This is a genomic window from Rhodococcus sp. NPDC057135 (assembly GCF_042670865.1).
Lineage (GTDB): Bacteria > Actinomycetota > Actinomycetes > Mycobacteriales > Mycobacteriaceae > Rhodococcus_F.
In genome coordinates this window covers 107,432-120,962 of the sequence record NZ_JBHUUU010000007.1, presented here as the reverse complement: position 1 = coordinate 120,962, position 13,531 = coordinate 107,432, and the positions used below count along the sequence as shown (strand labels likewise).

General features: G+C 62.8%; 12 protein-coding genes. 7 read left to right on the top strand and 5 right to left on the bottom strand.

The window, feature by feature from the left end; all coding sequences use genetic code 11:
- The first annotated feature begins 61 nt into the window (after positions 1–61).
- From ACFT1A_RS15255 to ACFT1A_RS15240, 4 genes are read left to right on the top strand one after another with little or no spacing between them, the layout of a single operon-like run.
- The gene (locus ACFT1A_RS15255; protein ID WP_378447686.1) at positions 62–760 is read left to right on the top strand and encodes an enoyl-CoA hydratase-related protein; all 699 of its coding nucleotides are present in this window, start codon (positions 62–64) and stop codon (positions 758–760) included.
- A gap of 12 nt (positions 761–772) precedes the next feature.
- Positions 773–1,933 (top strand): M20 family metallopeptidase, encoded by a 1,161-nt coding sequence (locus ACFT1A_RS15250; protein ID WP_378447685.1) that lies wholly within the window; start codon positions 773–775, stop codon positions 1,931–1,933.
- Positions 1,930–3,078, top strand: a complete 1,149-nt coding sequence (locus ACFT1A_RS15245) for a M20 family metallopeptidase (protein ID WP_003940741.1) — start codon at positions 1,930–1,932, stop codon at positions 3,076–3,078. The genes ACFT1A_RS15250 and ACFT1A_RS15245 overlap by 4 nt, the downstream gene beginning before the upstream one ends.
- A 54-nt stretch (positions 3,079–3,132) precedes the next feature.
- A complete protein-coding gene (locus tag ACFT1A_RS15240; RefSeq protein WP_378447684.1) occupies positions 3,133–4,209 on the top strand; it encodes a hypothetical protein in 1,077 nt (358 codons plus the stop codon).
- Between the two features lie 62 nt (positions 4,210–4,271).
- Here the strand turns inward: ACFT1A_RS15240 and ACFT1A_RS15235 are convergent, their stop codons facing one another.
- Positions 4,272–4,742 carry a gamma-glutamylcyclotransferase gene (locus ACFT1A_RS15235; RefSeq protein ID WP_230812432.1) on the bottom strand — a complete coding sequence of 157 codons (471 nt, stop codon included), beginning with the start codon at positions 4,740–4,742 and terminating at the stop codon, positions 4,272–4,274.
- 154 nt (positions 4,743–4,896) lie between these two features.
- On the opposite strand from ACFT1A_RS15235, the gene ACFT1A_RS15230 reads away from it, so the two are divergent.
- Entirely contained in the window at positions 4,897–6,300 is a 1,404-nt protein-coding gene (locus ACFT1A_RS15230; protein WP_230812434.1) for an NAD(P)H-quinone dehydrogenase, read from the top strand.
- 181 nt (positions 6,301–6,481) lie between these two features.
- Positions 6,482–7,663: a PLP-dependent aminotransferase family protein gene (locus tag ACFT1A_RS15225; protein ID WP_378447683.1), complete on the top strand. Its 1,182-nt coding sequence runs from the start codon at positions 6,482–6,484 to the stop codon at positions 7,661–7,663.
- Here ACFT1A_RS15225 and ACFT1A_RS15220 read toward each other — a convergent pair.
- Complete coding sequence (locus ACFT1A_RS15220; RefSeq protein ID WP_378447682.1) at positions 7,644–8,429, bottom strand: CoA-transferase subunit beta; 786 nt, start codon at positions 8,427–8,429, stop codon at positions 7,644–7,646. The two genes, ACFT1A_RS15225 and ACFT1A_RS15220, sit on opposite strands and share 20 nt — an antisense overlap.
- The gene (locus ACFT1A_RS15215) at positions 8,426–9,340 is read right to left on the bottom strand and encodes a CoA transferase subunit A (protein WP_378447681.1); all 915 of its coding nucleotides are present in this window, start codon (positions 9,338–9,340) and stop codon (positions 8,426–8,428) included. Before ACFT1A_RS15215 ends, ACFT1A_RS15220 begins: the two co-directional genes overlap by 4 nt.
- A gap of 84 nt (positions 9,341–9,424) precedes the next feature.
- On the opposite strand from ACFT1A_RS15215, the gene ACFT1A_RS15210 reads away from it, so the two are divergent.
- Positions 9,425–10,321, top strand: a complete 897-nt coding sequence (locus tag ACFT1A_RS15210) for a LysR substrate-binding domain-containing protein (protein ID WP_378447680.1) — start codon at positions 9,425–9,427, stop codon at positions 10,319–10,321.
- Here the strand turns inward: ACFT1A_RS15210 and ACFT1A_RS15205 are convergent.
- Together ACFT1A_RS15205 and glpK are read right to left on the bottom strand one after the other, a co-directional pair.
- Positions 10,318–11,733 carry an MFS transporter gene (locus tag ACFT1A_RS15205; RefSeq protein ID WP_378447679.1) on the bottom strand — a complete coding sequence of 472 codons (1,416 nt, stop codon included), beginning with the start codon at positions 11,731–11,733 and terminating at the stop codon, positions 10,318–10,320. The two genes, ACFT1A_RS15210 and ACFT1A_RS15205, sit on opposite strands and share 4 nt — an antisense overlap.
- 204 nt (positions 11,734–11,937) lie before the next feature.
- A complete protein-coding gene (gene glpK, locus ACFT1A_RS15200) occupies positions 11,938–13,428 on the bottom strand; it encodes a glycerol kinase GlpK (RefSeq protein ID WP_378447678.1) in 1,491 nt (496 codons plus the stop codon).
- Positions 13,429–13,531 lie beyond the last annotated feature (103 nt).

Here is a 13,531-nt window from a genome sequence, read left to right as displayed (position 1 = left end):
AACCCTACTGAGGAGTCGGGTCGGTTCGCCGGGTGAGTTGGCGGGCGTTACTCTCCCATCCATGCCTTATCTCGAACGCGACGGCGACGTATTCATCCTGTACCTCGGCAACGAGGGCGAAACGGACAACGAGAACCGCTTCGGCCCCGAGTGGATCGACGCTGTTCACAGCAAGCTGGACGAAGTCGAAGCGCACGAGGGGCCGGCAGCCCTGGTGACCACGGCGACGGGCAAGTTCTACACGAACGGCCTGGACACGACGTGGATCTTCGGCAATCTCGACGGTCTTCCCGGCTACCTGGACAAGGTCCACACCGTCTACAGCCGGCTGCTGACCTTCCCGATGGCCACGGTCGCGGCCGTGCAGGGGCACGCATTCGGCGCCGGCGCCATGCTCGCGTCCTCGCACGATTTCCAGATCATGCGCGCGGACCGCGGCTTCTACTGCCTTCCCGAGGTCGGACTGAACATGCCGTTCACAGTCGGGATGTCTGCATTGCTGAACAGTCGTCTGCCCAAGCAGACGGCGGTCGACGCGATGACGACGGGGCGTCGATTCGGCGGCGCCGACGCGCTTGCTGCCGGCATCGTGCAGGAAACGGTCGACGGCGACGGAGTGCTCGCGGCAGCAGTGGCCAAGGCGTCGGCATTGACGTCGACTCACGGTAAGAACTTGGCGGGAATCAAGGCAGGCATCCACCGCGATGCACTTGCGGACCTCGCTCAGGTGACTGACAAGAGCAACTTCTCCTTCGGGTGAGACAATGATCGCGTGAATCAGAATGTCGACAGTGCAGTCAGGTCTGTAGAGGCCGATCTGATTGCGCTGTCGCATTCGATTCACAGCGATCCGGAACTCGCCTTCGAGGAGTTCCGCAGCGCTGCCAAAGTGTCGGACCTGCTGGCGCAGCACGGTTTCGCGGTCACTCGCGGGATCGTCGATCTGCCGACGGCTTTCGATGCCACCTACGGCAGCGGGGAGTTGGTCATCGCGATCTGCGCCGAGTACGACGCGCTGCCCGAGATCGGTCATGCCTGTGGGCACAACATCATTGCCGCAGCCGCGGCCGGAGCCGGCATCGCGTTGGCTACCGTGGCCGATGAACTGGGGATCACCGTCCGAGTGATCGGTACTCCGGCGGAGGAAACCGGTGGCGGCAAAGTTCTGATGCTCGAGCGTGGTGCATTCGACGGTGTCGGAGCGGCCATGATGGTTCATCCGGGACCGATCGACATCATCGGTGCCACCTCGCTGGCCCTGGCGGACATCGCGGTCAGCTATCACGGTCGCGAGGCGCATGCGTCTGCTGCGCCTGAATTCGGTCGTAATGCCGCCGATGCGGCGACGCTCGCTCAGGTGGCGGTCGGGCTGTTGCGTCAGCACCTGCAGCCAGGCCAGCAGATTCACGGAATCGTCAGTGACGGCGGCACGGCTCCCAACATCGTTCCGGCCCGGTCCGAACTGCTCTACTACCTGCGTGCCGAGACGGCCGCGTCGTTGGCCAATCTGTCCGAGCGTGCCGACGCCTGCTTCGCCTCGGGCGCACTCGGCACCGGATGCACCCACGAAATCCGCACGGTATCGCCCACTTACACCGAGTTGACCCCCGATCCGTGGCTGGCGGCGGCGTACCGTGAACAGATCGTCGATCTCGGACGGGTGCCACTGGCGGTGGAATGGGAGCGCTCCCGTCCGCTGGGTAGTACGGATATGGGTAATGTGACCAATGTGATTCCGGGAATTCACCCGGTCATAGGCTTGGATTCATCGGGGGCAGTGACACATCAGCCGGAGTTCGCGGCGGCGTGTATCACCACCTCCGCAGATCGAGCGGTAGTCGACGGTGCAATTGCGTTGGCCCGCACTGCTGTCCGGGTAGCGTCCGATCCAGAACAACGCGCCCGTCTGTTGGAAGGGGTAGATCGCCGGTGAACGCGGCAATCGATACGTGGATTCACGCGCACACCGACGACCTCGTCGCGTGGCGCCGACACATCCATGCCAACCCGGAGTTGGCTCGCCGCGAATACGCGACCACCGAATTCGTCGCGACCCGCCTCACTGCCGCTGGGCTGTCGCCGAAGATCCTTCCCGGTGGCACCGGACTCACGTGCGACATCGGACCGGAAGGTCCACGAATCGCACTCCGCGCCGACATGGACGCTTTGCCGATGCAGGAAGCGACGGGGGCAACGTATTCGTCCACGGTCCCCGGTGTATCCCATGCATGCGGACACGACGCCCACACCACCATCCTGCTCGGCGCCGGACTGGCTCTGGCAACGCTGCCCGAACTTCCCGTCGGGGTTCGGCTGATCTTCCAGCCCGCCGAGGAAGTCATGCCTGGCGGAGCACTCGACGTCATCGCGGCCGGTGCGCTCGACGGTGTGTCCAGAATCTTTGCTCTGCACTGCGATCCGCGACTCGAGGCAGGCCAGGTGGGCATGCGTCTGGGCGCGATCACCTCTGCTGCAGACACCATCGAGGTCGTCCTCGATTCTCCGGGTGGGCACACGTCGAGGCCGCATTTGACCACGGATCTGATCTACGCACTCGGCACAGTCGTGACCGGGCTGCCTGGAATGCTCAGCCGTCGTATCGATCCGCGTACCGGCACCGTCATGGTGTGGGGCGCGGTCAGTGCAGGTCAGGCGCCCAACGCGATTCCGCAGACCGGCATGATGACGGGCACGGTACGTACCGGCGATCACGACACGTGGGAGTTGCTCGAACCGCTCGTGGAAGAAATCGTCCACGGACTGCTCGCACCCACCGGCGTTCGCTACCAACTCAACTATCGTCGCGGAGTGCCACCGGTCGTCAACGACGAGGTTTCCACCCGGATGTTCGAGGACGCCATCGCGACCGTCGGACAAGATGCTCTGGCGGACACCCCGCAATCCGGTGGTGGCGAAGACTTTTCGTGGTATCTCGAAACCGTGCCGGGTGCCATGGCGCGGCTCGGTGTGTGGTCGGGTGAAGGCGATCAGCTCGACATCCACCAACCCACTTTCGATCTCGACGAGCGTGCACTCGGCGTCGGTGTGAAGGTTCTCACGAGCCTGGTTCTGGGATAGTTCCGGTTCCCGTCGGGGGTACCGTTTTTCGTTCGTTCGAGTGAAGGTACGGGCATGTCCATAGGTGTGGGAGTGCGAATCGGCACATTGGTGTCGACGGCTGTCGTTGCGTCGAACGATCCGGGTTCGGCCGATCCGGTGGTGTTGGTTCGGGACACGATCCTCAATCAACGCAAGGACGGAACGACGGTGCTCGGTGGCACCGAGCAACTGGGTGCCGGTCGTGAGTTCGCCGAGAGCTGGTCGGGTTTTGTCGGTCGCGTCGGGGACCCGAGTGGCGTCGCAGGAACGGCCGATACTCGTTACCGCGCCGAGGATTTGGTGGCGACCTCGATTCGCTGTCTGTTGCAGGAATGTGAGCCGCTGCCCGATCGCGGTGGCCGGAGCGGGGGAGCCCCCGACATCGTCGCCACGTACCCGTCGCGTTGGGACTCGTCCACAGCCGCCCTCATGCAGGATTCTCTGGTCTACGCGGGCCTCGAACGAGTCACACTCGTCTCGGATGCCGAGGCGGTTTCGGCGTGGTTCGAGTCGGAAATCGCGGCACTCGCCGGCACGCTCATCGGCATCTATCACGTGGACGACACCGGAGCAGCGGTCACGCTGGTGCGTTCGGGTGTCGCCGCGGGCCGCGCATTCGGCTTTGCCGGCGACGGGAGTTCGCCGAGTTCACGCCTCGCGACGGCACTGGGTGCGTTCGGTTGGATGCCGGAGAACCTGGACGCCGTGGTCGTCACCGGTGACGGAGAACCGGCGACGGACAAAGCAGCAATGATGTCCATAGCTGCCGGGATTGCCGAAAAGCTCGGTGTCAGATGTGAACTCGGCCCCGGACCCGAGCAGTCGGCCGCGCTGGGAGCTGCGATCCTCGCTGCCGGATTCACCTCGACGTCGCACACGATCGTGCCGATCGGGTTGCCGCCTTCACACGACGTGACCGAGGTGTTTGACACCTTGGGACGCGAGAAGGTGGCGGCTGAAACCGCAGCCGGGGTGGCAACAGCCGAGCCGGAAACTGCAGTTGTCGCAGGCGAATCGGCGTCGCGCGGTTCGAAGCGCATTCTCGTCGGAGTCGCGATTGTGGTCGTGCTCGCGGCACTCGCGGTGCTCGCGTATTTCCTGCTGCTTTGAGCAGGACGGCGATCTAGTCCGTCACTGCGTTACAGCGTTAATCGGTAACTCCGTTACAGCGCTTAATCGGTAACTCCGTTACCCGGACCCACATTGCGGCTGTTTCGCGTCCGCAGTTCGCGAACGTACTCGGCCGGCGCTCCGGCAATCTCGGCAGCGTCGGCCATCACGCCGATGTAGCGGGCGGACGGCAGTCCACCTTCGTACGCATCCATGACATAGAGCCACGCGAGGACTGCATCGCCGGCCGTGTCGACCCGCACTCGGATCTTGCGATGCAGACCCAGTTCGGCGCCTTCCCAGCGGTCCAGGCTTACTTCGTCCTCTTCCGGGACGTCGTAGAGAACCACGAAAACACTGGAGTCGGGATCTTCGACCACGGTGGCGAGAGCGCCCTCCCAGCCGATGTCCTCGCCGCTGAAGGTCAGGCGCCAGCCTCGCAGCCACCCTGTCCCGGACATGGGCGAGTGTGGGCAGCGCAACAACATCTGCTCGGGATGCATGTTGGAACCGTAAGCGGCATAAATCGACACGGGCGCAAGCCTAAACCGTGGTCCGAGGGTGTGGCGAAGCGGACCACCGGACGCAAGTAATCTGGTACAAGCACTGCGCGACACGTAGTGCTCGAATAGCGTGACACTGGTCGACGGGAGACCCCCGCCGGCCACGCGAGGACTTGGAGGACACATGACCCGGATCGTGATCATCGGTGGCGGACCCGCCGGCTACGAGGCGGCACTGGTAGCCGCGCAGCACGGGGCCACGGTCACCCTGGTCGATTCGGACGGCGTCGGCGGTGCGTGTGTGCTGTTCGACTGTGTTCCGTCGAAGACATTCATCGCGTCCACCGGAATCCGCACCGACATGCGTCGTGCATCCGATCTCGGCATCACCTTGGATCCGGAGCAGGCTTCGGTTTCACTGCCGAAGATCCACTCCCGAGTCAAGAGTCTCGCGTTGTCCCAGTCCTCGGACATTCGCGCACGGTTGCAGACGGTTGGTGTCGAGGTTCTCTCCGGTACCGCCGAACTGACCGATCCGCTCCTCGGAATGGCTGCGCACCAGGTTCGCGCGACGCTCGGAAGCGGCGAGCAGAAGACCATCGACGCAGACGTCGTGTTGATCGCCACCGGCGCCAGCCCCCGCATCATCCCGGGAGCCGAGCCCGACGGTGAGCGAATCATGACGTGGCGTCAGCTCTACGACTTGGACGAGCTGCCCGAGCACCTGGTCGTGGTCGGTTCCGGTGTCACCGGTGCCGAGTTCGTCTCCGCGTACACCGAGATGGGCGTCAAGGTCACTCTCGTGTCCAGTCGTGACCGTGTTCTGCCCGGCGAGGATGCCGATGCGGCACTCGTGCTCGAGGACGCCCTCGCCGAGCGCGGGGTCTCCCTCGTCAAGCACGCCCGCGCGGACGCCGTCGAGCGCACCGAGAAGGGCATCGTCGTCAAGCTCTCCGACGGCCGCACGGTCGAAGGAAGCCACGCCTTGATGACCGTCGGTTCCGTCCCCAACACCAACGGTCTCGGCCTGGAACGGGTCGGCATCGAGTTGGACAAGGGTGGATATCTGCGTGTCGACCGCGTTTCGCGCACCACGGTTTCCGGTATCTACGCAGCCGGTGACTGCACCGGGCTGCTTCCGCTCGCCTCGGTGGCTGCGATGCAGGGACGTATCGCGATGTACCACGCGCTCGGTGAAGGCGTCAGCCCGATCAAGCTGAAGACTGTCGCGTCGGCCGTCTTCACGCGCCCCGAAATTGCAACGGTGGGTGTCTCGCAGGCAGCGATCGACAACGGAGAGGTGCCTGCTCGCACCGTCATGTTGCCGCTCAACACCAACCCGCGTGCCAAGATGTCCGGTTTGCGTCGCGGTTTCGTGAAAATCTTCTGCCGCCCGGCTACCGGCGTGGTCATCGGCGGTGTTGTGGTCGCACCCACTGCTTCGGAACTGATCCTGCCGATCGCGATCGCCGTGCAGAACAACTTGACGGTCAACGACCTGGCTCAGACGTTCTCGGTGTACCCGTCGTTGACAGGGTCGATCACCGAAGCTGCTCGTCAGCTCATGCGTCACGACGACCTGGACTGACAACGGACCAGAATGTTCTTACAATGTGAGAACTCTGTTTCATATACTGGAGTATTGGTGAGATAGTCGAGATGCCGACCGAATCAAGGGTCGGTATCTCGGCGCTCTCCCGCCCCGTTGACCCAGGACGGCTCAGGGTGTTCTTCCTCTGACCTTCATTCTGCGTGCCTGGGAGCTTCACATGACACACGCCGCGCTGTCCGCTCGTATGGACGGACTCCGTAGTTCTGCAATTCGCGATCTACTCACCCTGACTGCCCGACCCGACGTCATCAGTTTGGCCGGCGGGCTACCCGACCCTGATTTCATTCCGCGGGAACGAATCTCGAAGGCAGCACACGACGCACTCGGTGACCCCTCGTCCGTCCAGTACGGCGAGACCTCTGGCCTGCGGCGCCTTCGTGAGGTGATCGCCGAGCGCGAATCCACGAAAATCGGACGATCACTCGACGCGTCCGAAGTTGTGATCACACACGGTTCTCAGCAAGGTCTGAGCTTGCTCGCGCAGGTGCTCCTCGACGTCGGTGACGTCGTGGTCGTGGAGGAACCGGCGTATACCGGTGCGCTGCAGGTCTTTCGGACGGCGCAGGCCCGTCTCGTTCCGGTCCGGCTGGACGAGGACGGGATGGACACCGCCGCGCTCGAGGCGAAACTCGACGCCGGTCTTCGGCCCAAAGTTGTTCACACCGTGAGTAACTTCCACAATCCGCGCGGCGCGGTGCTCTCCGCGCAGCGCCGAACGCACCTGGCTGCGCTGGCCGACCGATACGGATTCTGGGTCCTCGAGGACGACCCGTACGGCGAGCTGTACTTCGGCGACCAACCGCCCGCGCCGCTGGCTGCACTGTCGGACAAGGTGATTCGGCTGTCCAGTGCCTCCAAGGTGTTGGCGCCGGCGCTACGCGTCGGCTGGCTGCACGGCGATAGGCGAGTCTGCGAGGCCGTCGAACTGATCAAGCAAGGCGCTGATCTGTGCGGTTCTTCGCTCACCCAGCAGATCGCCGCTGACCTCTTCTCCGACCGCGAGTGGCTCGACGCGCATCTCGACAAGCTCCGGGCGGGGTACGGAGCCAGAGCGAACGCAATGGTCACGGCCGCCGAGACGGAATTGGGTGGTCGTGCACGCTTTTCCGAGGTCCGCGGCGGCATGTTCTGCTGGATGGATTTTCTCGACGACGTCGATACCACCGAACTCCTGGGGGTCGCACTGAAATACGGAGTCGCTTTTGTCCCAGGTTCGGCGTTCGCAGTCGAAGCGGACCTCAGCCGAAGCGCTCGACTGTGTTTCGCGACGTATCCCGAAGCCGTGCTGGTCGATGCCGTCGGCAGGCTCCGGGACAGTGTCAGCGCAGGTACAGCCTGACCTTGTCGATCGTGTTGCGGAGCAGATCGATCTCCGTGCTCGACGGTGGGGTGGTGACGGTGACGTGGTCGGCGACGGCCAGGTCCCATCCCGTCGACTCCCGTACCTGATCGACAGAGATTCCCTCGTGGACGCTGGTCAACTCCAGTTCGCCGCCGGGGCCCTGGTGTGTCAGGACGCCGAGGTTGGTGAATACCTTGGTCACTCCTGCACCTGCCGGCATGATGCCCTTTCCGCTGGCGAGGGCGCGGGCGGGGCTCGGTGAGGTGCAGAAGTCGAGCTCGGCCGGAAAGGAACTGAGGTCATGGCGACGCATCACGACGAAGATTTCGGCGGCGTTCGCAATGATCTCGACAGCCCCGCCCGCTCCGGGCAGTCTGACCGTCGGATTCTTCCAGTCGCCGATGAAACTCGTGTTCAGACTCCCCGTTCGATCGATTTGAGCGGCCCCGAGAAATCCGACGTCGACGTTGCCACCTTGCAGCACATAGCCGAAGAGCGCGGCCATACTCAGCACGGATTCGGCACCGGAGACAACCACGGAGTCGGCGATACCCTCGGCCATGGCTGACGGGTGCGCGCCGCACACCCCGGACTCGTAGATCAGCTCGACGTCCGGATTCGACGTGTGCCTCGCGAGATCGACTGCGAGCGTGGGTAGCCCAACTCCGGCAAAGACTCGGCGCTTACCGGCCAATTCGCGCGCCGCGACGGCGACGATGGTTTCGGTGGAGGTGGTAGCCCCGGTGTCGATCGTGGTGGTCATAGCCTGCTCCCGTAGTCGACTGGTGTGGAGAGTTTTGATCCGACCTCGAGATCGGTCCAGTAGTCTGCTCCGAGTTTGGCGAGATACTCGCTGTGACTGTCGAGTGCGTACACCCAATCGTCGAGCCAATCTCTCAGCCGTGAAGGATCTTTGGAAATTTCGGTCCAGCGTCGGTAGAAGCCGCAATCGCGGTCGTAGTATCCCTGTGCGTACGACGGGTGCGCGCCGCGTGGGCAGACGACAACCGCGTCGACTGCGTGCGAGGGAATCAGAGTTCGGCTGGGGTCGGACCTGATGACCTCGTCGTCGACCAGTTCTTCGACAACGACGATCGCCTTCTTCGCGGCGTACACGGCTTCTTGCTGCACCCCGGCGATGCCCCAGATCTGTGCGTTCCCGGACGCGTCCGCTCGCTGTGCACCGATGATCGTCACATCCGGATTCAGTGGCGGCACAACGTAGACGCTCCCGCCGCCGTACGGGTCGTCGACGAGTCTCAGTTGTGGGTTGAGCGCGGGCAGATCACTCCCGGCGTACGACCGTAGCGGGAAGAAGGGAAGCCTGGCGGCTCCAGCCTGATACCGGCAGACCATGCCGTAGTGGCTGTATTCCTCGACCTCGAGGGGGATCGGGTCCTGGTTCTCGATGCGTCTGCGTAACTCGTACAGAGAGCCTGCGGACCCGCTGGCGAAGAACGAAGCAACCAGCTTTCGGACGCAGCCGGCGGCGACGAGCTGATCGGAAACGATGTCCGGCGTCATCCGGCACAGCGTGAGGTCCTTCCTGCCCTGCCGGATGATCTCGTGTGCCGCGGCAAAGGGAATGAGATGCGAAAATCCTTCCAGCGCAACAGTCATGCCGTCTCCGACGTATCGACCGATGGCCTCTTTCATCGAGAGGGTCTTGTCCACGTGTGTACCTCTTCTTGTTCTCTCGCGCACTCGGTCGGTTTCGGAAACTTGACAGGGTCGGCCGGCGTGGCGCAACAATGTCGGGTGGAAATTCATCAGATCAACGCATTTCTCGCGGTGGCTGAGGAGCTACATTTCGGCCGTGCGGCGCAGCGGCTTCGGATAGCGCAGCCGCCACTGAGTCGAACGATCAGGCAATTCGAGAAACAGCTCGGTTCACCGTTGTTCGATCGAAGTACTCGAACTGTGCGGTTGACTGCTGCCGGCGAAGCGCTGCTGCTTCCGGCGCGCGAGATACTGGACGCGTGCCGGATGGCCGAGATCGCGGTGTCCGCGGCAGGCAAGGGAACGACTGGTCGCGTTCGCTTGGGTTTTGCGGGTACCTCGTCGCATCTGCTCGTCGGGCGGTGGGCGAAATTGGTGAGAAAGACGAATCCCGGTATCGAATTCGTGCTCGACAGTTCCGCTTTCGCGAACGAGGCGTTGTTGATGTTGCTCGATCGACGACTCGACATCGGGATGGTGCGGTGGACCGTCCCACCGCTCGGGATCACGTCGAGGTTGATCGCCGAGGAGGATTTTCTGGTTGCCATGTCGAAAGACCACCCGTTGGCGTCGAGGGACTCGGTTCGGTTGATCGAATTGGAGTCCGAGAATTGGGTGACGCTTCCGGCGGAACCGGGGTCGATTCTGCGGGAATCTCTGCTCACTGCGTCGAAGAACGCAGGGTTCCTCGCCCGAATCGTGCAGACGGCTCCGGATTCGATGTCGTTGATCGCGCTGGTGTCCGCGGAAATCGGATGCTCGTTGACCATCTCCTCGGTAGCCCGGAGCATCGTGAACCCGGATGTGGTCTTTGTTCCCGTCATGGATCCACCTCCTCCTCTTCAACTGCGTATCGCCTGGCGAGAGGGAGACGACAGACCTGCTCTTCTCGAAGTGTTGAAATTGTCCGAGCAGGCGCTGCCGTCGCTGGCTTAGACGGTTGCCCGACCTGAAGTAATTTCACCCGCTTCGGATTTCGGCGAATTCGCAGTATCGGCAAGGGTGTTCTCGAGTTCGAGTTCGTCGTAATCCGCCTGCTCGGCCGTCGAGAGTTCGCTTGCGTTGTATCCGGTTCTGCGGAGTAGGAGAAGGGTGCAGATCAGCGAGACAAGTGCGTACAGCCCGGACACGATCGCGACCCCGACGATGTTGCCGGACGTGTTGAGCATCCACTGTGCCAGTACCGGAGTTCCGCCGCCGACGATGAGGGAACACAGTTGGTACGCCGTCGACAGGCCGGTGTAACGGATGTTGGCGGGGAAGGCCCGAGCGAGAACGCCGGCGATGGCGCCGTAGAACATCGAGTGCGGGATCGTGGCCAGACACATTGCGACGACTGCGATGGTGAAGTTCCCGGTTCTGATGGCGAAGAACATCGCGGGCATGAGAACGAACTCCGGTATCACCATCAGACACATGGCTTTTCGCATGTCGATCTTGGAGACCAGGACGGCGCCGAACGGTTGGACGATGAACTGCACGACAAGCGCGATCGCGATGGCAGCGAGGAAGGTTCCTCGGTCGTATCCGAGTTCTTTCGTAGCCCAGGACAATGCGAAGGTGTTCTTGAAGTAGGTGACCTGTGCGAGGGGGAGTGCGCCGGCGCCGAGGAGAACCAGTACCCAATGCTTGCGCAACACTTCGGCGAGCGGAAGTTTGACGACCTTCTTGCGGGCGAGAACGGCCTTCATCTCGTCGGACTCTTCGAGTTTGAGGCGAATGATCATCCCGAGAATGACCAGGCCTGCCGAAACGAGAAATGGGATTCGCCAGCCGTAGAGGAGGAATGACGGCGTCGGCATCGAAGACAGCAGGAAGAATGCGATGGTGGCCAACAGATTTCCCGCGGGGGAGCCCTGTTGAGCGAACGCGGAGTAGAGGATGCTCTTGCCCTTCGGCGCGTTCTCGCTGGCGATGAGTACCGCGCCACCCCACTCACCACCGACCGCCACTCCTTGGATGACACGAAGGGTGACCAGGCCGATCGGCGCCCAGATCCCTACCTGTGCGTAGGTGGGGAGGAGTCCGATGCCGACGGTGGCGACGCCCATCATCATCAAGGTGATGACCAGAGTGTTCTTGCGTCCGATCCGGTCGCCGAGGTGACCGAAGATGATCCCGCCGATCGGCCGGGCGAGGAAGCCCGCCCACAGAGTGATGAAGGCGAGGAGCGTTCCGACTCCGCTCGGGAGAGTGTCGGAGAAGAAGATGTCGCCGAATACCAAGGCAGCCGCAGTGCCGTAGATGTAGAAGTCGTACCACTCGATAGTGGTTCCGATGAACGAAGCGATACCGGCTCTTCGTGCCTTGGCGTTGATCTCCTCGGAACTGCGAGTGGGTGAACTCATGCGTGGCGACCTTTCTCTGCATCATTCGCGGCGCCGAAACGTGGCGCGCCTGAATGAGATTCGCAGAGTGGTGTAGGTCACGTCCAATACCAAGTTGGTCGCCTATTGATACCTCTGGAGTATCAATAGGCGACCAGGATCAGCTCTTCCGGTATTGAAGACGCCTGGCGGGTGAGCCGGTGTCAGCCCGGGAGATCGGAGTGATTACTCGGACCAGTTGTACGTCCTCTCGACGGCCTTGTTCCACTCCGCGTACAGCCGTGCCCGTTCGGACTCGTTCATCGCCGGTTCCCACGTCTGGCCGACGGCCCAGTTGTTGCGGATGTCTTCGGTGTCCGCCCAATAGCCGATGGCAAGGCCCGCTGCATATGCAGCGCCGAGTGCTGTTGTTTCGTTGACCACCGGGCGGATGACGGGAACTCCGAGGATGTCCGACTGGAACTGCATCAGGGTTTCGTTGACCACCATGCCGCCGTCGACCTTCAGGGCGGACAGTTCGACGCCCGAATCCGCACGCATGGCGTCGATGACCTCGCGGGTTTGGTATGCCGTCGCCTCGAGTGCCGCGCGGGCAAGGTGTCCCTTGTTGACGAAGCGCGTGAGGCCGACGATGACGCCGCGTGCGTCCGGTCGCCACCGAGGTGCGAACAGTCCCGAGAACGCGGGCACGAAGTAGGCGCCGCCGTTGTCGTCGACACTTGCGGCGAGCGGCTCGATGTCCTTGGCGTTCTGAATGATTCCGAGATTGTCCCGAAGCCACTGGACCAACGATCCCGTCACGGCGACGGAACCTTCGAGTGCGTAGACGGCAGGGGCTTCGCCGAGTTTGTAGCAGACGGTCGTCAGTAGTCCGTGCTTGCTGTGAACCGGCTTCGTTCCCGTGTTGAGAAGCATGAAATTGCCGGTGCCGTAGGTGTTCTTGGCTTCACCCTCGGAGAGGCAGGCCTGACCGAAGGTCGCTGCCTGTTGGTCACCGAGAATTCCGGCGACCGGTACGCCGGCGAGATTGCCGCGAGCGCGGCCGGTGCCGTACACCTCGGAAGAACTACGGATTTCCGGGAGCATCGACATCGGGATTCCGAAGTCCGCACAGATCTGTTCGTCCCACTGGAGGGTCTCGAGATCCATGAGCATCGTGCGTGACGCATTGGTGACATCTGTCACGTGAACACCCTCGGTCAAATTCCACACGATCCACGTGTCGACAGTGCCGAAGCACAGTTCCCCGGCCTCTGCTTTGTCTCTCGCTCCGTCGACGTTGTCGAGAATCCAGCGGATCTTCGGCCCGGCGAAGTAGGTCGAGAGCGGTAGTCCGGTCTTGTCTCGATACTTGTCCGGCCCCTCGTCTCCGCCCAGCTCGACGCACAGTTGATCGGTGCGCGTGTCCTGCCACACGATCGCGTTGTAGACCGGCTTGCCCGTCGAACGCTCCCAAACGACGGTCGTCTCACGCTGATTCGTGATTCCGACGGCAGCGATGTCGGCGCGCGTGAGATCGACCTTCGCGAGCGCTCCGGCGACCACCTCCCGGGTGTTGATCCACAGCGCCACCGGGTCGTGCTCGACCCAACCGGCGCGCGGGAAAATCTGTTCGTGTTCTTTCTGCGCAACGCTCACCACGGCGCCGTCGTGATCGAAGATCATGCAGCGGCTCGACGTGGTGCCTTGGTCGATGGCGGCGATGTATTGATTCACTGTGCTCCTAGGTTCGGGCGCGTTCGCAGTAATCCGTGCGCTGTCGCAGTATGTGGATCAAGCTACTAGCCTGTAAACGGATTCGTCGTCGACTTACAGGAGA